26 protein-coding genes and 1 riboswitch are annotated in these 20,627 nt (G+C 42.2%); of the genes, 20 read left to right on the forward strand and 6 right to left on the reverse strand.

All coding sequences use genetic code 11. The features are described from left to right. The first annotated feature begins 48 nt into the window (after window positions 1–48). Window positions 49–213, forward strand: a complete 165-nt coding sequence (gene spxO, locus EBQ12_RS19335; RefSeq protein ID WP_008347070.1) for an anti-adapter protein SpxO — start codon at window positions 49–51, stop codon at window positions 211–213. A 21-nt stretch (window positions 214–234) separates the two neighbouring features. On the opposite strand, the gene EBQ12_RS08320 is transcribed toward spxO, so the two are convergent. Both EBQ12_RS08320 and EBQ12_RS08325 read right to left on the reverse strand, forming a co-directional pair. After that, a complete protein-coding gene (locus EBQ12_RS08320; protein WP_065461027.1) occupies window positions 235–1,566 on the reverse strand; it encodes a HAMP domain-containing sensor histidine kinase in 1,332 nt (443 codons plus the stop codon). Then, window positions 1,563–2,237 (reverse strand): response regulator transcription factor, encoded by a 675-nt coding sequence (locus EBQ12_RS08325; protein WP_017359278.1) that lies wholly within the window; start codon window positions 2,235–2,237, stop codon window positions 1,563–1,565. The genes EBQ12_RS08320 and EBQ12_RS08325 overlap by 4 nt, the downstream gene beginning before the upstream one ends. Before the next feature lie 337 nt (window positions 2,238–2,574). Here EBQ12_RS08325 and EBQ12_RS08330 point away from each other — a divergent pair, with 337 nt between their 5' ends. Further along, on the forward strand, window positions 2,575–3,945 hold the full coding sequence (locus EBQ12_RS08330) for a S1C family serine protease (RefSeq protein WP_017368023.1): 1,371 nt from the start codon (window positions 2,575–2,577) through the stop codon (window positions 3,943–3,945). Window positions 3,946–4,189: 244 nt separating this feature from the next. Here EBQ12_RS08330 and EBQ12_RS08340 read toward each other — a convergent pair whose 3' ends face one another. After that, window positions 4,190–5,032 (reverse strand): oxidoreductase, encoded by an 843-nt coding sequence (locus tag EBQ12_RS08340; protein WP_125589689.1) that lies wholly within the window; start codon window positions 5,030–5,032, stop codon window positions 4,190–4,192. A gap of 113 nt (window positions 5,033–5,145) precedes the next feature. Between EBQ12_RS08340 and EBQ12_RS08345 the strand changes: the two genes are divergently transcribed. From EBQ12_RS08345 to EBQ12_RS08355, 3 genes are all read left to right on the forward strand, one after another. Further along, the gene (locus tag EBQ12_RS08345; RefSeq protein WP_171465740.1) at window positions 5,146–5,592 is read left to right on the forward strand and encodes a YusW family protein; all 447 of its coding nucleotides are present in this window, start codon (window positions 5,146–5,148) and stop codon (window positions 5,590–5,592) included. A gap of 145 nt (window positions 5,593–5,737) precedes the next feature. After that, the gene (locus EBQ12_RS08350; protein ID WP_008347057.1) at window positions 5,738–6,568 is read left to right on the forward strand and encodes an ABC transporter ATP-binding protein; all 831 of its coding nucleotides are present in this window, start codon (window positions 5,738–5,740) and stop codon (window positions 6,566–6,568) included. 72 nt (window positions 6,569–6,640) lie between these two features. After that, window positions 6,641–6,892: a YusU family protein gene (locus tag EBQ12_RS08355; protein ID WP_017359282.1), complete on the forward strand. Its 252-nt coding sequence runs from the start codon at window positions 6,641–6,643 to the stop codon at window positions 6,890–6,892. Window positions 6,893–6,923: 31 nt separating this feature from the next. On the opposite strand, the gene EBQ12_RS08360 is transcribed toward EBQ12_RS08355, so the two are convergent. Genes EBQ12_RS08360 through EBQ12_RS08370 form a run of 3 tightly spaced genes read right to left on the reverse strand, consistent with a single transcriptional unit; the run spans window position 6,924 to window position 7,683 of the window. Beyond that, window positions 6,924–7,271: a spore coat protein gene (locus tag EBQ12_RS08360; RefSeq protein ID WP_017359283.1), complete on the reverse strand. Its 348-nt coding sequence runs from the start codon at window positions 7,269–7,271 to the stop codon at window positions 6,924–6,926. A 12-nt stretch (window positions 7,272–7,283) separates the two neighbouring features. Next, complete coding sequence (locus tag EBQ12_RS08365; RefSeq protein ID WP_234833634.1) at window positions 7,284–7,517, reverse strand: hypothetical protein; 234 nt, start codon at window positions 7,515–7,517, stop codon at window positions 7,284–7,286. A 28-nt stretch (window positions 7,518–7,545) separates the two neighbouring features. Continuing rightward, window positions 7,546–7,683, reverse strand: a complete 138-nt coding sequence (locus tag EBQ12_RS08370; RefSeq protein ID WP_008347049.1) for a YuzL family protein — start codon at window positions 7,681–7,683, stop codon at window positions 7,546–7,548. 199 nt (window positions 7,684–7,882) lie between these two features. Between EBQ12_RS08370 and EBQ12_RS08375 the strand changes: the two genes are divergently transcribed. The 15 genes from EBQ12_RS08375 (at window position 7,883) to sufC (ending at window position 20,615) form a co-directional block, all read left to right on the forward strand. Beyond that, window positions 7,883–10,270: a 3-hydroxyacyl-CoA dehydrogenase/enoyl-CoA hydratase family protein gene (locus EBQ12_RS08375; RefSeq protein ID WP_125589691.1), complete on the forward strand. Its 2,388-nt coding sequence runs from the start codon at window positions 7,883–7,885 to the stop codon at window positions 10,268–10,270. Between the two features lie 12 nt (window positions 10,271–10,282). Further along, window positions 10,283–11,458, forward strand: a complete 1,176-nt coding sequence (locus tag EBQ12_RS08380; protein WP_060832631.1) for an acetyl-CoA C-acetyltransferase — start codon at window positions 10,283–10,285, stop codon at window positions 11,456–11,458. A gap of 14 nt (window positions 11,459–11,472) precedes the next feature. Then, window positions 11,473–13,254, forward strand: coding sequence for an acyl-CoA dehydrogenase family protein (locus EBQ12_RS08385; protein ID WP_025207945.1), 1,782 nt, complete (start codon window positions 11,473–11,475; stop codon window positions 13,252–13,254). A 110-nt stretch (window positions 13,255–13,364) separates the two neighbouring features. Beyond that, window positions 13,365–13,721, forward strand: coding sequence for an arsenate reductase family protein (locus EBQ12_RS08390; protein WP_008356673.1), 357 nt, complete (start codon window positions 13,365–13,367; stop codon window positions 13,719–13,721). Between the two features lie 66 nt (window positions 13,722–13,787). Next, entirely contained in the window at window positions 13,788–14,171 is a 384-nt protein-coding gene (gene gcvH / locus EBQ12_RS08395; protein WP_008347039.1) for a glycine cleavage system protein GcvH, read from the forward strand. 44 nt (window positions 14,172–14,215) lie between these two features. Next, window positions 14,216–14,452 carry a YusG family protein gene (locus tag EBQ12_RS08400; RefSeq protein WP_008347037.1) on the forward strand — a complete coding sequence of 79 codons (237 nt, stop codon included), beginning with the start codon at window positions 14,216–14,218 and terminating at the stop codon, window positions 14,450–14,452. A gap of 127 nt (window positions 14,453–14,579) precedes the next feature. Then, on the forward strand, window positions 14,580–14,924 hold the full coding sequence (locus EBQ12_RS08405; RefSeq protein WP_008347035.1) for a toprim domain-containing protein: 345 nt from the start codon (window positions 14,580–14,582) through the stop codon (window positions 14,922–14,924). Between the two features lie 11 nt (window positions 14,925–14,935). Beyond that, window positions 14,936–15,238, forward strand: a complete 303-nt coding sequence (locus EBQ12_RS08410; protein WP_007500346.1) for a thioredoxin family protein — start codon at window positions 14,936–14,938, stop codon at window positions 15,236–15,238. Window positions 15,239–15,358: 120 nt separating this feature from the next. Continuing rightward, window positions 15,359–15,700: an SCP2 sterol-binding domain-containing protein gene (locus EBQ12_RS08415; protein ID WP_008347033.1), complete on the forward strand. Its 342-nt coding sequence runs from the start codon at window positions 15,359–15,361 to the stop codon at window positions 15,698–15,700. 102 nt (window positions 15,701–15,802) lie between these two features. Beyond that, window positions 15,803–15,911: riboswitch (SAM riboswitch) on the forward strand. Between the two features lie 155 nt (window positions 15,912–16,066). Then, window positions 16,067–17,092: a methionine ABC transporter ATP-binding protein gene (locus EBQ12_RS08420; protein ID WP_024719778.1), complete on the forward strand. Its 1,026-nt coding sequence runs from the start codon at window positions 16,067–16,069 to the stop codon at window positions 17,090–17,092. Next, a complete protein-coding gene (locus tag EBQ12_RS08425; RefSeq protein WP_048003326.1) occupies window positions 17,085–17,753 on the forward strand; it encodes a methionine ABC transporter permease in 669 nt (222 codons plus the stop codon). The genes EBQ12_RS08420 and EBQ12_RS08425 overlap by 8 nt, the downstream gene beginning before the upstream one ends. 14 nt (window positions 17,754–17,767) lie before the next feature. Continuing rightward, on the forward strand, window positions 17,768–18,589 hold the full coding sequence (gene metQ / locus EBQ12_RS08430) for a methionine ABC transporter substrate-binding lipoprotein MetQ (RefSeq protein WP_007500351.1): 822 nt from the start codon (window positions 17,768–17,770) through the stop codon (window positions 18,587–18,589). 308 nt (window positions 18,590–18,897) lie between these two features. After that, window positions 18,898–19,266, forward strand: a complete 369-nt coding sequence (locus EBQ12_RS08435; protein ID WP_003212803.1) for a carboxymuconolactone decarboxylase family protein — start codon at window positions 18,898–18,900, stop codon at window positions 19,264–19,266. 215 nt (window positions 19,267–19,481) lie between these two features. Further along, window positions 19,482–19,619, forward strand: coding sequence for a YuzK family famiily protein (locus EBQ12_RS19340; RefSeq protein WP_008356693.1), 138 nt, complete (start codon window positions 19,482–19,484; stop codon window positions 19,617–19,619). A gap of 210 nt (window positions 19,620–19,829) precedes the next feature. Then, on the forward strand, window positions 19,830–20,615 hold the full coding sequence (sufC, locus tag EBQ12_RS08440) for a Fe-S cluster assembly ATPase SufC (RefSeq protein WP_007500355.1): 786 nt from the start codon (window positions 19,830–19,832) through the stop codon (window positions 20,613–20,615). Window positions 20,616–20,627: the final 12 nt, after the last annotated feature.

Raw genomic sequence — 20,627 nt, forward strand, 5'->3', positions numbered from 1 at the left:
TAAAGTAAGGTGACCAACCGGTCAAAAAATGTGAAAGGATGATGTTCCATGAGAGAAATTGATGATATGATTAGACGCTTGAAAGCAAAAGGAATTCAAGTAGAAAAAGTCAAAATGCCGAAAGAGACAACCATTGAAAAGAAATGGATGTATCAAGCTGGCAAGAAGATCAAAGCCACATACCGTGATTTCAATGGGTATTCATTCATCTAAAAAAAGACTGCGGTGTAAAACCTACAGCCTCTTCTTTGGAACAGTGATCGTATAGCGTACACCTAGTTCATCATTTTCAATTGATATGGACGCTTGATGCATCGAAAGAATTCGTTTGACAATGCTTAATCCAATGCCGAATTCGCCCTTTTTTCCCTTACTAAAAGGTTCGTATAGGCTGGATAGCATGTGTTCTTCAATTGGAGGGCCATCATTACGAATGACGATGCGAATTTGATCCTCTTCCTGCTTCATATGAATATCAATTTTATTTTTTGCGTAGCGAAGTTGATTTTCTAATACATTTTCAAATAATTTGCTCCATTGTTCTGGATCGCCTTCAAGTGCAGCCTCATCATCTAAGTCCACGTTCCACTGCAATTCATTTTTCGACCAGCGTAAACGGTCAACCACTTCCAGCATTGTATTACTCACAAGGAAGGGAGAATGCGCCGGATGTTGTTTTGATAAATAATCAAGCTTTGTTAAATACAGCAAATCTTTGATTTTCTTCTCAAGCTTTTCCGCTTCGCCTTCAATCACTTCCACCGTTTGTTCAAGATCTCCTTTAGGGAAAATTCCATCTTTAATAGACTGCGTATAACCGCGGATGACCATCACAGGTGTTTTTAAGTCGTGTGATATATTTTGCAAAAGCGTTCGTTCTGTTTCATCCTTTTGAATGAGCTTTTGTCTCATTTCTTCAATCGTATGCCCCAGTTTGCCAATTTCATCTTGCCGGTCAACAATCACAGGATCGTCCCAGTCTTCTTGTGCAATGCGCTTGACGTGCTTTTCAAACGCGACAATTGGACGTGATAAGTAGCGGGCGAGCCAAATCGATGGAATCCAGCTTAGTAAAATAACCGTTCCTAAGATGAAAATCAGCTGTTTAAACAGTGTAAAGGACAAGTCATCTCTATAAGAATCGGGTGCATATGACAAGAGAATATATTGTGTATTGCCTGTTGAGACTTTTTTGATCACAAAAAAGATATGCTGACCATTCACTTCTTCAGAATAGCGTTTTGTTGCGCTTTTTTGTTTTTTAACAAAGGACTGCACTTTTTCAATAAAGGCATGCGGGAAAAACTGAGCCATTTGATTTAATTCATCTGACGGAATCAGAATGTGCTGAACCGAGCGGTTTTCTGGTGTCGACTTTGGTGAGCCGTCTCGATTCAGAGGGTATTCTGTTAACACTTGCTGCTCGTTTTCGATGTTTTTATAAATTTCATTCGTAAAGAAGCTGCGTAATGTATTTGAAAATAAAATGATCAGGACAATCGAGATGGTGAGTAAAATGCCAGAGATGACAACCCAAATTTGAAAAGCGAGTGGTTTGTTCTTCATCCTTTTAGCATCCTATAGCCAAATCCATAAATGGTCTCTACTTTTAAGTCAGGCATTTTTTTGCGCAGCCGTCTGACAAGATCATCGACCACACGATCTGTCCCGAAGTAATCGTGCCCCCAGATCTTGACGAGGATATCTTCCCGGGAAAAGGCATGTCCTTGATGATGGGTAAATAAGAGCAACAAATCAAATTCCTTAGACGTTAAGTTAATCAGCTGATCTCCTTCATACACCTCTCTTACGTCCTCATGAATGATATAGGAAGAAACGGGTGTGACGCTTTGCTGCGGTGTGTCACTGTTTTTATATACAAGCTCCAGCAGCTTTTGCACGCGGATGATCAGCTCGCGTGGAAGAAAGGGTTTCGCAATATAATCACTGCTCCCGAGTTCTAAGCCAAGCACACGATCAATATCTGCATCACGTGCCGAAATAAAAATGACCGGTACGTCAGGCGAGGCTGCTTTGATTTCTTTAATGAGTGTGTAGCCGTCTGTATCAGGCAGCATAATATCTAAAATCCATAGATGCGGGGGCTTGTTCATTGCTTCGCGTGCCGCTTCTCCGGTTAAAAAAGAGGACACATTCCAATTTTCACTCTCTAAATATTTGGTTAACAGTTCATTTAAATTCTGCTCATCTTCAACTAAATAAATGGTGTACGACAAAGTCTTCCACATCCTCTCAACGTCATTATAACGGGATACAAAGGCGGCATGTCAACAATCACACGCTTTTTTCACAATTTCACATATTCTTCTCATCATTATCCCATAATGTTTGTTTATGATAAGCTCAAGGGAAAAAAGGGCATAGACAAAAGGCTAATGAATAGGTGCTTTTCACCAATGTGCACACCTTGCTTTTTTTCTATGAATAAGTATTATATAATTTGACATATTGTCATAAAGAATTTTTCAATGATATTGCCATTAAGAGGACATGAGTCCTGTCTAGACATATGAATGAAGCATTTCATGAAAATGATGCAAAGGAGTGCAAGCGATGGATTTCCGAAGAGAAGATGAAGAGAAAAAGATGAATGATCAAGAACACACACATCAAGAGAATGAGAAACAAATAGAAGAACCAGAAAAAGAGAAAGAACTCGTTTTTCACCATCATGAAAACGAAGCATCTGCCTCTCAGGAGAGGGTGTCAAACGGGTCTCCTCAAGTGATTGATGACCGTTCGTCTAAAAAGGAGAAAAAACGAAAGGCTGCATGGCTGAGTCCTATTCTTGGAGGGATTATTGGAGGCGGTCTTGTGCTTGGCATTACACCGCTTTTACCGCAGTCACAAGATACAGCGGCAAACACTCAAACCCAAACAGCATCAAGCGAACCGGCTTCATCTGAAAATTTCTCAACAAAACAAATCACCAATGCGACGAATGTTGCTGATATGGTAGAAGATTTAGAGCCGACGATTGTAGGGGTTTCAAACTATCAATCTACACAAAACTCGTTCGGTCTTAGCGGTGATTCAACTGAAGCAGAAGCTGGAACGGGTTCTGGTGTCATCTTCAAAAAAGATGGCAAAAAAGCATACATTATCACAAATAACCATGTAGTCGAGGGTGCCAATAAATTAAAGGTCACACTATACGATGGAAAAACAAAAGATGCGAAGCTTGTCGGCAGTGACGTAATGACAGATTTAGCTGTCGTGGAAATAAATGCTGACGGCATTGATAAAGTTGCAAGCTTTGGAGATTCTTCTAAGCTTCGTGCTGGAGACAAAGTCATCGCAATCGGGAACCCGCTTGGTGCGCAGTTCTCTGGTACAGTAACAGAAGGGATTATTAGTGGTCTCGATCGTACCGTTGAAGCCAATACATCATCTGGAACTGTTGAGATGAATGTGCTTCAAACAGATGCAGCCATTAACCCTGGAAACAGTGGCGGTCCGCTGATCAATACAGACGGTCAAGTCATCGGCATCAACAGTTTGAAAATTAGCGAAAGCGGAGTAGAATCACTCGGATTTGCGATCCCAAGTAACGATGTAAAACCGATCGTAGATCAGCTGTTGAAAAATGGAAAAGTCGAACGTCCTTACCTTGGTGTACAAATGATTGACCTTGAGCAAGTGCCTGAAACGTATCAGGAAAATACACTTGGCCTATTTGATAAACAAATCGGTAAAGGCATTTATGTAAAAGATGTTTCAAAAGGATCTCCTGCACAAAAAGCAGGCTTGAAGTCTGGAGATGTCATCATCAAGTTCAAAGGAAAAGATGTAGCGAACAGCTCACAGCTGAAAGAAATCCTTTATAAAGAAACAAAAATTGGCGATAAAACGACTATGACTGTCATTCGTGATGGAAAGAACAAAAATCTTGATATTACCCTTGGGCAGTCTGATAACGAATAAAAGAAAACAGGTGGATAAACGATCCACCTGTTAGATTGTTGACAAAGGGCTAAAATGAACTTGATTTTAGCCCTTTGTCTTCTTTTTTTCAGCGTGATAGAAAGCCTTTGCAGTCTAGGAAGGACGAGTACTGGCGCGGAGCGAATTTCACATTCGTGAGCACCAGCACGCAGGACTGACAAAGAATGCGAGGGTTTGTCTACACGCTGACAGGTGGATAATCGATCCACCTGTTTTTTTGTGCCTATTTTTTTGAGGATAGTGTCCGTAAAATAATGTTTTCCCATACATTCCAAGGCAGGAGCTGCTTTGCTATGAATGAAAGCCGAACACCTTTCCCGACAAGATACCTTAGCTTCTTTAGCCGCTTCTTCTCTGCAAGCGAAACCACAAGCTCTGCAACTTCGCCGGGATCACCATAGTTGTTTTTTTGCGCCTCTATATAGGCCATCATGTTTTCATAAATAGTTGTGTATTTAGAACCTGCTGCGGGTGGTGTCATTTGCTCATTCATGGAGGTGTTCCAAATGTTCGTTTGGAAAGAACCCGGCTCAATCAAAGCGGCTTGAATGCCAAACGCAGCCAGCTCAATTCGCAAACTCTCTGTATAGCCCTCTAGCGCAAACTTTGACGATACATATGGAGAGAGTGCGGGCATTCCCATGAGTCCGCTGATACTGCTCATATTCAATATTTTTGCACCGCTCGTCATCAACGGAAGGACTGCTTGTGTCATTTCCATCACACCAAAGACATTCACTTCAAATTGCTCTCGGTACTGATCAACAGGCACCTCTTCAGCAAAACCAGCATAGGCCGTTCCCGCATTGTTCACAAGCAGGTGAATCGGAGCATAGGCATTAAGCCTTTTCTGAAATGCTTGAATGGACTGTGTATCTGTCACATCTAATGCTTCAATATGTATCGATTCGGATAAAGCGGCGTTCTTTACTTCTTCGGCAAGCTTTTTCGCATTGGTTTCCTGTCTTACGCCAGCAATCACAGTGTACCCTTGCTGAGCAAGACGCAATGTGATGAGCTTTCCGAAACCGCTGTTGGCACCAGTCACAATGGCTGTTTTATTCATCATCCGGTTCTCCTTTTTGTTTTAATCTACCATAGTCTGCTGTTTTATTGAATAACGAAAAGGGGCTTGGAGAAGAATAAAAAACGATGCTATGAAATAGGAGGAAATACATGATGTGCTGGAAGAAGGCGGGACTGCTAGGAGTGCTGTTCTTTATGCTGTCTGGCTGTCGTTCAATCGAACCAATACAACATCCACATGAAGCAGAAGCTGAAAGTCTGTCAGCTGTTCAAATGAAGGAACTGCCATTTCAGCATTTGCAATTGCACGTACAATATGGACAAAAAAGCGAATTATATGAAGCTACCTATCGTCAAGCTGGTGGAAGAGAAGAAGCACTGATTCGAGATCATATGAATGGTGTCCGCTATGAAGGGGAAGAAGCTTTACGTGAAATGAAGATGAAGCTCAATGATATGTCGATTCCTAGTGCAAAGCTGAATGAAACATATGTCAATGAATTATTATCTGCTTTTAATTTAGATGATGATTATCAGCGGATACGAGTCGATATCAAGCTCGAAGATGGAACAAAACGTGCATTCGAAAAGAAAAAGTAAACGAGACTTTCTCATTTTTTAATTGAAAATGATTTTCAAGATCACTTAAATCTGATACACTAAATTGAGATAAGTGATCTTTGACGTCTACATAGACGATATTCAATATAAAAAATTTGGATGAGAAAAGGAGCGTTTGAGCGGAATGAGTGCCATTTCTACTGAAGGTTTAAGCTTAGGTTACGGAGAAACAATGATCATAGACGAACTAAATGTGTCAATCCCTAAGGGTGAAATCACAGTATTTATTGGCAGCAATGGATGCGGTAAATCCACGCTACTTCGCTCTTTGGCCCGTCTCATGAAGCCAATGGGTGGTTCTGTCCTGCTTGAAGGTCATTCCATTGCCAAATTACCAACAAAGGAAGTGGCGAAACAGCTCGCCATTCTTCCGCAAGGGCCAGAAGCGCCAGAAGGATTAACGGTACATCAACTCGTCAAGCAAGGGCGATATCCTTATCAAAATTGGCTGAAGCAATGGTCAAAGCAAGATGAAGAAGCGGTAAATCGCGCACTGAAATCAACGAAGATGGAAGACCTTGCTGATCGAACGGTTGATTCATTATCAGGTGGACAAAGGCAGCGTGCATGGATTGCGATGACATTGGCACAGGAGACGGATATTATTCTATTAGATGAGCCAACAACGTATTTAGACATGACGCACCAAATTGAAATCCTGGATCTTCTTTTTGATTTAAATGAAAAAGAGCAGCGCACGATTGTCATGGTTCTGCATGACCTCAATCTCGCTTGCAGATATGCGCATCACCTTGTGGCCATTAAAGACAAGTCAATTTATGCAGAAGGAAGACCGGAAACTGTCATTAACTGTGATCTTGTGAAAAATGTCTTTGATATGAACTGCCAAGTAACAACAGATCCTTTATTCGGAACACCGTTATGTATTCCGCACGGCAGAGGACGCTGTATTGTCCAACAGGCACAAGCTGAGACATTTCTTGCTGCAAGATAATCGTATGTGAAAAGCCTGACATCTGTTACACGCAGAGTCAGGCTTTTTTCTGAAAAAAGGAGCGGAATACAAATGGGAAATGAATTAGATGAAAAGCTCGAAGGCCTGCTTGATAAATATACAGAGCTGCTGCTTGGTGAAACGAATGAGGAACTGAAAAGAGATGTCTCGCAGTGGATCATCTATTCTCATATTGCCAAAAGCATGCCGCCTTTAGCCAAGCATTTTAATGACACGTATCCAGAGGCAAAAGAAGACATCAAAGAAACGATTCAGCGGATCAAGCAATTAAATGAAGCTCATCGTGCCAATAAAGACCGTTAAAAAACTGCCAGTACGAGCTGGCAGTTTTTCTTTATGACATGGGTGATGATCCGTACGGTGATTGATCTGTCAGTGTTTGCTGGAACTTCTGATGTGCTTGCTGAAGCTTCTGCTGGTCAGCAGCTTCGACAGAGTACCAGCCATATTTGAACATGACATCATATAAATGTCTTTGCGCTTTTTGTGTTTCGAGCGCAATTCGCTGAATATCTTGGTAAAGAGATTCATGGCTGAATTCATTGAGCGCTGTGTTATATCCGCTTGTCATATATTTTTCAGTCGACAAAAGGTCTGTGACAAAGTCGCGATCGTTCATGTTTGTCGTTGTTGGAACCGGCGTTTGTGGATTCCCGATTTTTTGTTGGTTTTGCTGTTCCATGTCTGTTACCTCCTATTGCATAAAGCCAGAAGACTGGCCTTGCCCTGAGCTGCCTAAATGTTGAAGTATTTGTGTGTAATGCTGATGGTGCATTTGACCAACTTGATTGAGTTCTTGTTTCAATGTTTGATCCTGACAATGCTCGGCCATAAAGTGGGCCTTTTTCATCGCGATCAAATTCCAGTTCAGCATATCCTCTAGGTACAAGGAATCCTTTACTGAAATTACCTGTGGGGGCATATTCATTTGCTGGTTGTTCAAGTTGTGTTCCTCCTTACGATTTCTTTTTATATTGCTGATTTTGACTGGTCTTTTTACCACCTAGGTCTGCTTCTTGTGATGGACCTGCGTTTCCTTTCACACTTGCAGCACTTACGCCTGCTTTTGATGGGTTCTTTTGCAAACGAGACATGTGGACATCACCTCCATTCTTACAATTCCCCCTCGTCTTTAATTCATACGCTGTAAAGAAAGACGCATGAGAATGTGTAAATTTTTGAAATCTGCTATTGAACTGTTTCGGAAAATCTTTTAAGATAAAGAAAGAGGCATTGCTTTTTTTTGGACAAAAAATGAATGACTGTTCATTCAAAATGTTTAGGGGGATATTTATGGGCAAACATATTCGCAAGGCGGCTGTCATTGGTTCAGGTGTCATGGGCTCAGGCATTGCTGCACATCTAGCCAATATCGGGATACCAGTAACATTGCTAGATATTGTGCCACATGAACTGACAAAGGAAGAAACGGCAAAAAAGCTAACGCTTGATCACCCTAGTGTTCGGAATAGATTAAGCCAAGACGCAATGAAAAAATTGTTAAAGCAAAAGCCAGCACCTCTTACTTCAGCCAAAAACCTATCATACATCACACCCGGAAATCTCACAGATCACCTTTCCTTATTACACGATGCTGACTGGATCATTGAAGTCGTCACTGAAAAGCTCAGCATTAAACAACACGTATTCTCTCTCATCGACGAACACCGCAAAGAAGGCAGCATCGTATCCAGCAATACATCCGGTATTTCTGTTGAAAAAATGGCAGAAGGCCGATCAGCTGATTTTAAACGCCACTTTTTAGGCACTCACTTTTTTAACCCAGCTCGTTATTTAAAGCTGTTAGAAGTAATTCCTATTCAAGAAACAGATCCAGAAGTACTCTCATATATGAAAACATTTGGTGAAGATGTACTTGGCAAGGGTGTGGTCGAAGCAAAAGATACACCGAACTTTATTGCCAACCGAATTGGCACTTATGGGCTTCTTGTCACAGTGCGTGAAATGCTTGAGAACAAATACACGATCGGAGAGGTCGATTCTGTTACAGGTCCACTCATTGGCAGACCGAAAAGTGCGACCTTCCGCACACTTGATGTGGTGGGACTCGACACATTTTCTCATGTAGCCCGCAATGTGTATGAACAGGTAGAAGGAAAGGAAAAAGATATTTTTCAGCTGCCTGAGTTTATGGAAAGAATGCTCGAAAAAGGGTGGATCGGCAGCAAAGCAGGGCAAGGATTTTATCAAAAAAACGGAAAGAGCATTTTAGAGCTTGATCCTGTCACACTCACATACGGAGAACGGACAAAGCTGAAGGATCCGGGCATTGACATTGCCAAGCAGCAAAAGGGGACAAAAGCGAAATTGAAAGCGCTTATTTATCAAGACGGCCGTGCTGGGCAATTGCTTTGGAATATGACCGCACCTGTTCTTCTTTATTCAGCTCAACTAAAAGGCGACATTGCGGATGATATTCAGTCCATCGATAACGCCATGAAATGGGGATTTGGCTGGCAGCATGGCCCGTTCGAGCTGTGGGATGCGATTGGCGTGAAAAAAGCCGTCAGTCGAATGGAAGCGGAAGGGCACAGCATCCCGACCTGGGTGCGAGATATGCTTTCACAAGGACATGACACATTCTATCAAGAAAATGCCGAAGGAGACCGTGCATTTTATCAGAATGGTGCTTATGAACAGGAAAAGGGAAACGACAAGAATATGTCGTTAGCTAGATTGAAAAAGAAACACGATGTCATTTTTAAAAATACAGGTGCAAGCTTGATCGATATCGGGGATGATGTTGTCTTGCTTGAATTTCATTCGAAAAGTAATGCCATTGGGCTTGATGTCATTGATATGATCAATCGTGCTGTAGATGAAACGGAAAAGAATTATAAAGGGCTGGTCATCGGTAACCAAGGAAAGAACTTCTGTGTTGGTGCGAATCTCGCCTTAATTTTAATGGAAGCACAGGACGACAACTTCTTTGAAATTGATTTTGTCATTCGCAGGTTCCAGCAGGCGATGATGAAGGTGAAGTATAGTGACCGTCCAGTTGTGGCTGCACCATTTGGTATGACACTTGGCGGAGGGACGGAGCTTTGTCTACCAGCAGCCGCTATCCAAGCGTCCAGTGAAACGTATATGGGGCTTGTCGAAGCGGGGGTCGGACTCATACCGGGCGGAGGCGGAAACAAAGAACTCTATATTCGCCATCTGCAAGGAGCGGAAAAGCCATCAGCAACTGCGATCCAAGATGCTACGCTACAAACCTTTGAAGCCATTGCGATGGCAAAGGTATCTACATCAGCAGAGGAAGCGCGTGATATGAAGATGCTCCGAGTGAATGACCGGATCAGCATGAATGGTGATCATTTAATCCATGATGCGAAACAACTCGTTCTTTCTCTTGATGAAGCGGGTTATCGTGCACCTCTGAAGCAAAAGGTGCCCGTGATGGGGGAAACAGGCTACGCAGCAATGGTGCTGGCTGCTGAAAACATGAGATTGTCTGGATACATTTCAGACCATGACATGACCATTGCGAAAAAACTAGCACATGTCATTTCTGGCGGCAAATTGCCATTTGGTACAGAGGTGGATGAACAATACTTATTAGAGCTTGAAAGAGAAGCCTTTTTAAGTCTTGTAGGGGAAGTCAAATCTCAGGCACGCATGCAGCACATGCTCGTTAAAGGAAAACCTTTACGTAACTAGGGGGGAGTCAAAATGAGAGAAGCAGTGATTGTAGCTGGCGCAAGAACACCAGTAGGGAAAGCCAAAAAAGGATCATTAAAACATGTCAGACCTGATGATATGGGCGCATTGTGTGTAAAAGAAACGCTAAAGCGTGCCGGTGATTATGATGGAACAATCGATGATTTAATCATCGGATGTGCGACACCAGAAGCAGAGCAAGGGCTGAATGTGGCCCGGAATATCGGGGCATTAGCAGGTTTGCCATATACAGTACCTGCTATTACCATTAACCGCTATTGCTCTTCTGGTCTGCAGTCAATTGCTTATGCAGGTGAACGAATTATGCTTGGGCAGGCAGAAACCATTTTGGCCGGAGGCGTCGAATCGATGTCGCAAGTCCCAATGATGGGTCACTCCATTCGTCCAAACGCTCTTTTGGCAGAGCAAGCGCCTGAATACTATATGAGCATGGGCCACACAGCGGAGCAAGTGGCGCAAAAGTATCAGGTCACAAGGCAAGATCAAGATGCTTTTGCGGTGAGGAGCCATCAAAAGGCAGCAAAGGCACTTCAAGGAGGGAAATTTTCAGATGAAATTGTTCCCGTTGATGTGACAGAAAGACGAGTAGGAGAGCAGTATCAACTAGAAGAACGCCAATTTACGTTCTCACAAGATGAAGGTGTCAGAGCGGGCACAACAGAGGAGGTTCTCTCAACGTTACGACCTGCCTTCTCAACAAAAGGCACAGTGACTGCAGGAAACTCTTCGCAGACGAGTGATGGAGCGGCATGTGTCATGATGATGGATCGCGAAAAAGCATCTTCTCTTTCTCTTCAGCCGCTCGCCAAGTTCAGGGCGTTTGCAGTTGGTGGTGTACCACCTGAAGTCATGGGAATTGGGCCGGTTGAAGCCATTCCGCGTGCACTGAAAATTGCTGGTCTAGAGCTGAAGGACATCGGGCTGTTTGAATTAAATGAAGCATTTGCTTCTCAGGCGATTCAAGTCATTCGTCATTTAGGGATCGATGAAGAGAAGGTAAATGTCAACGGCGGCGCCATTGCATTAGGACATCCGCTAGGCTGTACAGGAACGAAACTCACGCTGTCCCTCATTCATGAAATGAAACGGCGAAATGAACAATTTGGTATTGTGACGATGTGTATCGGCGGGGGCATGGGAGCAGCAGGCATTTTTGAATTGATCTAAAGGGGGAAAACAGGATGAAAGCAATGGAAGATGTAAAAAAGGGTGGCAGTTTCTTAATTGATGAAACGAATTATGAGCATATCTTTACACCAGAGGATTTCTCTGATGAACATCAAATGATCGGGAAAACAACAGAAGATTACATTTTACAAGATGTCGTTCCGCACATCGATCAAATTGAAAATCATGAGTTCGAGCATTCTGTTCGTCTCTTAAAAAAGGCTGGAGAGCTTGGCCTGCTTGGTGCGGATGTTCCTGAGGAATTTGGCGGGCTTGGGCTAGATAAAATCAGCTCAGCCATCATTACTGAAAAATTTGCAAGAGCAGGCAGCTTCTCTCTTTCTTACGGCGCCCATGTCGGAATCGGTTCTTTGCCGATCGTGCTGTTTGGCAATCAAGCGCAAAAGGAAAAGTACCTGCCAGGACTCGCCTCTGGAGAAACAATTGCGGCATATGCCCTAACAGAGCCAGGGTCAGGTTCTGATGCGCTAGGTGCGAAAACAACGGCAGTCCTAAATGAAGCTGGAACACATTATGTCCTCAATGGGGAAAAACAATGGATCACAAACTCCGCATTTGCCGATGTGTTTGTCGTGTATGCGAAGATTGATGGTGAACACTTCTCTGCTTTCATCGTAGAAAAGGATTTTCCTGGAGTCAAAACAGGACCTGAAGAGAAAAAGATGGGCATTAAAGGGTCCTCGACGAGAACGTTAATCCTTGAAGATGCCGAAGTGCCAAAGGAGAATTTGCTTGGTGAAGCAGGCAGAGGTCATGTCATTGCCTTTAACATTTTGAACATTGGACGCTATAAACTGGCTGTAGGGACAATCGGTGCATCAAAACGAGTCATTCAATTATCGGCAGAGTATGCCAATCAGCGTAAGCAGTTTAAAACACCAATTTCTCAATTTAGCTTAATTGGCGAAAAAGCAGCCAACATGTCAGCAAAGCTCTATGCCATGGAAAGTGCTGTATACCGCACAGTCGGGTTATTTGAACAAAGAATGGGTCTATTAAGTGACGAGGAGCAAAAGGATGGGAAACAAATTGCGCAATCCATTGCAGAATATGCGATTGAATGCTCTCTTTGTAAAGTGCTTGGCTCTGAAACGCTCGATTACATTGTGGATGAAGGTGTGCAGATTCACGGCGGATATGGTTTCATGCAAGAATACGAAGTCGAAAGAGCTTATCGTGACTCACGAATTAACCGTATTTTCGAAGGAACGAACGAAATTAACCGATTGCTTGTGCCAGGCACCTTCTTGAAGAAAGCGATGAAAGGAGAGCTTCCACTTCTTCAAAAAGCGCAAACCCTTCAGGAAGAGCTCATGATGATGATGCCGGAAGAGCCGGGTGATCAGCCGCTTGATCAAGAGAAATACTTACTTGCCCATGCGAAAAAGATTGCCTTAATGGTATCTGGAATGGCGGCGATGAAATATGGGAAAGCATTAGACAAAGAGCAAGAAATCCTTGTGAATATAGCAGATATCGTCAATGAACTCTTTGCGGCTGAGTCGGCGGTCTTGCGTACGGAAAAAGCAATCGCTGCATCAGGCGCAGAAAAAAATGCACAAAAGCTGGCGTATACACAAATTTTCACACAGGAAGCCTTTTTAAAGATTGAAGCTCATGCGAAAGAATCATTGATTGCCATGGAAGAAGGAGATTCACTCCGTATGAGTCTGTCAGCCCTTCGCAAGCTGACAAGATTCACGCCAATGAATGTCATCGCCAAAAAGCGCGAAGTGGCGAAACGAATCTTTGAAGCAGAGAAATATATCGTATAAGACGGCTTAAAAGGTGCGGATATCATGTCGCACCTTTTTGTAAGCATACATTTAGGTTTTTAAAACATTTTGTGATAAAATGTTGTCACTATTTGCAGGAGGTGAAAATGGTGGCTTTAGATTTTTACGAATACCCATCTTGCGGTACATGCCGAAAAGCAAAGAAATGGCTGGAAGAACACAATAAAGACATCAACAGCATACATATCGTCGAAGAGACGCCTGATAAAGAAACATTAAAAGCCCTTTACGAAAAAAGCGGTTTAGAGCTGAAGAAATTTTTTAATACGAGCGGTCAGAAATACAGAGAGCTGCAGCTGAAAGATAAACTTCCTGCAATGTCAGAGGACGAGCAGCTTGAATTACTTGCGTCTAACGGAATGCTAATCAAGCGTCCAATTACAACAGACGGCAAACGAGTGACAGTTGGATTTAATGAAGATACATTTAAAAGCGTCTGGAAATGATGTAACTTTCATTCAGATTGTGGTATCTTCAATATAGATTGTAAGAAAAGACTGGAGGGGTATGAAATGAGCACACCAAAAGATTTACGTTATTCAGAAGAACACGAATGGGTCAAAGTAGAAGGAGATAAGGTGCGTATCGGTATTACGCATTTTGCTCAATCTGAGCTAGGTGATATCGTGTTCGTTGAGCTTCCTGAAGTAGGAGACAAAATTACAGCGGACGAGCCTTTCGGAAGTGTAGAATCAGTCAAAACAGTTTCTGAACTATACGCACCGATTAACGGCACAATCGTTGAAGTAAACGATGAGCTTGATGACAGCCCAGAGTTCGTCAACGACTCTCCATACGAAAAAGCTTGGATGATCGTAGTAGAGCCAGCGGATGCATCTGAAATCGAGAACTTAATGACTGCTGAGCAATATGAAGAAATGACAAAAGAAGACTAATTCATGTGAAATTGGACACTCTACTTTTATGGGGGGTGTCCAATTTGTCTTTTCAAAAAGAACAGGTGGATATAACAGAGCATGTCACTGGACGATTCAAAGAGAGTGGCATGGTGCTTTACCATCAAAACGAAGAGATTGGTACGATGATTAGTGAAAATCAATATGAATTAAAATCAGGTTATTCCTACGATCAAAACCGTTTTTATCGTCTGTCAGATACATTGACCCATGGGACTGAAAAATATGTAGACTGTGACGATGAAAATGGCTGGTGCTGATCACAGATAAGGCTGCAGTGAGTGCTGCAGTCTTTTTGTTGATCAATTGCCCAATCTTTACAACCTGAATGAAAGATTGTAATCTAAGGAAGAAGTGAATCAACGTCAAAAGGGCCGGGTGATCGTGATGAATGTCGAGATAGAAAAGGTCATCATTGTAGAAGGTAAATCAGATAAACAGAAGCTAAAAGAAGTCATAAGTGAACCTGTTACCATCATTTGCACCAATGGCACGATCAGTACATCGAAGTTGGATCAGCTTGTGGACGATTTATTCGGGAAAGACGTTTACATATTAGCAGACAGTGACGATGCTGGCGACAAACTGCGGAAGCAATTTCGAAAAGAATTCCCTGAAGCACTGCATCTTTTTGTCGACAGAACGTATCGCGAAGTGGCCGCTTCACCGTCAGCCCATATTGCATCTATTCTATTAGCTGCAAACATTGATGTTCATTCGAAATATTTATAAGGGTGACGTATATGAAAGAGATTGAAGAGCATGAATTCAAGGAGATAGAGGACGATTTATTTCTTTTGTACTTATATACACCATTTTGCGGAACATGCCAGCTGGCAAAGAAGATGCTGGCAGTGGTTGATGCTATGCAGCCGGAAGTTCCTTTTTATGAGAATAACTTAAATTACTCGCCAAGTTTTGCGAAAGCATTTGAGATCGAAAGTGTCCCTTGCTTTCTCCTGTTTAAAAAGGGTGAAATCGTGCAAAAAGGCTATGCCTTTCACTCCGTTCCATATCTTCACGAAATGATTGAAACCGCTAAATAAAGCGGTTTTTTGTCATATTTCAAGCAATTCATTTGAAAATTTGTCGAGCTATTTATAAAGGACAAGCCGATGTTTGTAGAGAAATGTTATGTATAACCAAATGACAGGGAGGTTATACATGTGGAAAATGTGAAAGCCCATGGAAGTGCAGGGCAGCGATTATTGTTAAAGCCGTTGCTCTCATCATCATCCTTGAAGATTACATTTGAGGCGGAAACGGACTCTTGTACATTGATTGTGGATGAACGTGGTGAAGTGAAGAAACTACCTGCAATTGAGTTATCGGATCTCATCTTTTATGGTGAGCGAAAAGAGATTTTGCAATTATTAGATGGAGACATGTCCTTACAGCAGCTGATCAGCAGAGGACAAGTGAAAGTGAAGGGCTCATTTCGAGCGCTTCTTCGACTAGAAGCAGTACTTTGGCTGACGAACGGTTTTTTTCGAAAAATGATAACGTAGTCGTTTACTTGGAAATTAGCGATTTACAGCGTTGACATATCTCAGATAGCATGATATTCTACGTTAGTAAAAACATGAACATCACATAAAACAACATATTTTCTCTTATTAAGAGAGGTGGAGGGACGTGCCCTATGAAACCCGGCAACCGTCAGCATAGCTGAAATTGGTGCCAATTCACTCAAAGCCGCAACGCTTTGAAAGATGAGAGAAAGGCGTATTTGATATAAAAGGCCTTTCTGCTTGCGTTGCAGTTAGGTCTTTTTTACTGAACTTACGTCAGGCCAGCGTCATAACAGTCGGAAGAATAAATGAACGTATGTGATGGCAACCTATAGATTCAGCAAGAAAGCAGGTGAACAGACTGTGATCCATTTACAGAATGTATCAAAAACGTATCATTCAAAAAGCGGAAATGTTGATGCCGTGAAAGACGTCAACTTGGATATCGATAAAGGTGAAATATTCGGAATTATCGGGTATAGCGGCGCAGGGAAAAGCTCCCTGATTCGCCTATTAAACGGTCTGGAGCTGCCAACAGAAGGAATCGTTGAAGTGGCAGGCAACCGAATCAATGAAGTATCGAATGCGAAACTTCGGAAAGCAAGACAAGAAATCAGCATGATTTTCCAGCACTTTAACTTGCTCTGGTCAAGAACAGTGAGACAAAATATTATGTTTCCGCTCGAGATCGCAGGTGTACCAACATCAAAGCGGAGAGCTCGTGCAAACGAACTGATTAAATTGGTCGGTTTAGAAGGAAAAGAAAATGCATATCCGTCTCAGCTCAGCGGCGGGCAAAAACAGCGTGTCGGCATTGCGAGAGCATTAGCGAATGATCCAAAGGTTCTTCTATGTGACGAAGCGACATCTGCGCTAGATCCGCAAACGACCGATTCAATCCTTGAGCTTTTGGCAGATATTAATAAACGACTAGGGCTCACGATTGTGCTCATCACACACGAAATGCACGTCATTCGCAAAATTTGTCATCGCGTCGCAGTCATGGAAAATGGACGTATTGTCGAAGAAGGCGAAGTATTGCGCGTCTTCAGACAGCCGAAGGAAGAAATGACGAAGCGATTTGTGAAACAGCTTGCGGAACCAGAGGAAGCGAAAGAAACAATCGAGCACGTCCTAGAGAGAGTAAAAGAAGGTCAGGTCGTTCGGTTGTCCTTTATCGGAGATTCTGCCGAACAGCCGTTGATCACGGAAATCATTCGATCCTTCAAGGTCGATGTGAACATCCTGCAAGGAAAGATTTCTCAAACGCAGGAAGGCGCGTTTGGAACACTCTTTATCCATATTAATGGAGACGAGAACGAAGTTGAAAAAGCCATCGCCTATATCCAAAGCAAACAGGTTGAAATCGAGGTGATGACACATGTTTGAGAAATGGTTTCCGAACGTTGATCTAGAGGTTATTTGGAACGCGACGGGTGAAACGGTGTATATGACACTCATTTCATTGGCATTTGCCTTTGTGATCGGTATTATTCTTGGCCTACTGCTCTTTCTTACAGGAAAAGGCGGTCTTTGGGAAAATAAACCGATCAATGCTGTCATCGGCGCAATCGTCAACATTTTCAGATCGATTCCTTTTATCATTTTAATTATTCTTTTACTAGGGTTTACGAAATTTTTAATGCATACAATTTTAGGCCCAAATGCAGCATTACCAGCTCTTGTCATTGGCTCAGCTCCTTTCTACGCACGTCTTGTTGAAATTGCACTGCGTGAAGTAGACAAAGGAGTCATTGAAGCTGCACGATCTATGGGAGCAAAAACGTCGACCATTATTTTCAAAGTATTGCTTCCAGAATCACTGCCAGCCCTTATTTCAGGAATTACTGTAACAGCGATTGCTCTGATTGGCTCTACTGCGATTGCAGGAGCAATTGGAGCAGGCGGACTTGGTGACCTTGCTTATGTGGAAGGATACCAATCTGGTAATACAGATGTCACACTTGTAGCTACTGTGTTTATTCTGATCATCGTCTTTATCATTCAAATAATCGGTGATTTGATTACAAATAAAATTGATAAACGTTAAGGGAGGAATTATTCATGAAGAAATTGATTTTAAGTGCACTATTTCTAGCATTTGCAGGCATTTTAGCTGCTTGCGGTTCATCAAATAACGCAAGCGATAACAAAACCATCACGGTTGCCGCTTCAAAAACACCACATGCCGAGATTCTTGAAGAAGCAAAACCACTTCTAAAAGAAAAAGGCTACGATCTAAAAGTGAAAGTACTGAGCGATTATAAAATGTACAACAAAGCATTAGCTGAAAAAGAAGTGGATGCGAACTTTTTCCAACATATCCCTTACTTAAACGAAGAAAATAAATCAAACAAAGATTACAACTTAGTGAGTGCTGGTGCCGTTCACCTTGAGCCTTTCGGTATCTACTCTAAGAAATACAAATCAGTAAAAGATATTCCAAACGGCGGCACGATCATCATGACAAACAACGTAGCTGAGCAAGGACGTATGCTTGCCCTATTACAAAATGCTGGTGTGATCAAGCTTGATCCAAAAGTAGATACAATCAACGCAACAGTCAAAAACATCAAAGAAAACCCGAAGAACCTAAAATTCAAAAAAATCGCTCCTGAACTAACAGCGAAAGCTTATGAAAACAGTGAAGGCGACGCTGTATTTATTAACGTTAACTATGCGATCCAAAATAAATTGAATCCGAAAAAAGATTCAATCGAACTTGAGCAAACGAAAAACAACCCGTATGCAAACATCGTCGCTGTTCGCAAAGGTGACGAAAAATCAGAGAAGATCAAGGTATTAATGGAAGTTCTTCACTCTGATAAAATCAAAGAATTCATCGACAAAAAGTATGATGGTGCAGTATTGCCTGTATCTGAATAACAACTTGTAAACCTCGCTTCATGAAAGCGAGGTTTCAACGTGTAGACAAACCCTCGCATTCGTTGTCAGGTCTGCGCTCCGGTGCTCACGAATGTCAAATTCGCTCTGCTCCGGTTCTCGCCCTTCCTAGACTGCAAAGGTTTTCTATCACGCTGAAAAAAGAAGACAAAGGGCTAAAATAAAGATCATTTTAGCCCTTTGTCAATAATCTGCAACCTCGCTTTCATCAAAGCGAGGTTTTTTTGTGTATTTTTTCAAATCTCGCTCATAATAAAAACGAACAAATGACTTGAAGGGATGGAATGAAGATGAATGAACAACATATGAGCGGATCGATGCAACAATCACTGACGGATTATAAAACGGCAATGGGTGAATTTCAGAAGAAAATGCCGGTGTTTGGCAAGAAATTTAATGAATTTACGGAGCAGTGCTTTCAGAGCGATTCCTTAACACAAAAAGAAAAACAAATGATTGCCCTTGGCATCAGCATTCATGCACAAGATGAATATTGCATGATCTATCATACAAAGGGAGCGCTCGACCAAGGCGCAACAGAAGAGAATTTGCTGGAGGTCGTCAGTGTGGCGGCAGCGTTTGGCGGCGGTGCTGCGCTAAGTCAAGGTATCACAGTTGTTCAGCAATGTATTGACGAATTTGGAGGACAGACGCATTAAGGGAAGGATAAGATGGTATTTATCCATCTCAGGGAGTTGAGTCGTTCTCAGCCTTTAGTGTGAGAAAATATGCCAGCATAGCGCGCTATATCCCTTTTGAGTGAAGCCGCATGTCTTTGATACAATGAAGCTACACTCAAAGAAGGGAATGGTTTATTATTTGTTCGGACCAGAGTACACTGGGATTGGATTATACCGCCGAGATGGAAAAGGCCATGCATCAATCTCATGGCATGAGTTATGCAGAGTACGAAAGAGACCATGACTTACGAATGAAAGTAGAACTTAAACGAGAGCAGTCCTATCGAGATGAGAAAAGACAGCTCGCAAAAATGAATATACGAGGCTATTGATAGCTAAGGGGCGGGGAGAATAGTTTCCCGTCCTTTCTTTATGAAAACAGTCTTTTCGACATAAATCCTTTTATCTACCTGTATTTTTTGTTAGAATTTTGAGAGCATCCTCTCACGCTTGTCGTGAATGTGTTGTATTCACTTTTAATTTGTTATAAAATTAGAATGAGAATAAATTGAGAATAATGATTATTTTGGAGGTATCGATATATGACTGCTTCGACATTAACAATTAAGGACTTGCACGTTGAGATTGAAGGGAAAGAAATCTTAAAAGGTGTAAACCTAGAAATAAAAGGTGGAGAATTCCACGCAGTAATGGGACCAAACGGTACAGGTAAATCTACTTTATCTGCTGCTATCATGGGCCACCCTAAGTATGAAGTGACAAAAGGCAGCATCTTGCTTGATGGCGAAGATGTTCTTGAAATGGAAGTAGATGAGCGCGCTCAAGCGGGTCTTTTCCTTGCAATGCAATATCCATCTGAAATTAGTGGTGTGACAAATGCAGACTTCCTTCGTTCGGCTATTAACGCACGCAGAGAAGAAGGCGATGAAATCTCTCTCATGAAATTCATCCGCAAAATGGACGAAAACATGGAATTCCTTGAAATGGACCCAGATATGGCACAACGCTACCTAAACGAAGGTTTCTCAGGCGGGGAGAAAAAACGTAACGAAATTCTTCAATTAATGATGATTGAACCAAAAATCGCCATCCTTGACGAAATCGATTCTGGTCTTGATATCGATGCGCTGAAAGTTGTTTCTAAAGGAATTAATAAAATGCGCGGCGAAAGCTTCGGCTGCTTAATGATCACTCACTATCAGCGTTTATTGAACTACATCACACCAGATCACGTTCATGTTATGATGCAAGGACGTATTGTGAAATCTGGCGGACCAGAACTCGCGCAGCGTCTAGAAGCAGAAGGTTATGACTGGATTAAAAAAGAGTTAGGAATTGAAGACGAAACTGTTGGTCAAGAAGCGTAAGCGTTAGGAGGA

Origin of the sequence: Bacillus sp. 2B09 (genome assembly GCF_003946835.1) — a bacterium.
Lineage (GTDB): Bacteria > Bacillota > Bacilli > Bacillales > Bacillaceae > Bacillus > Bacillus altitudinis.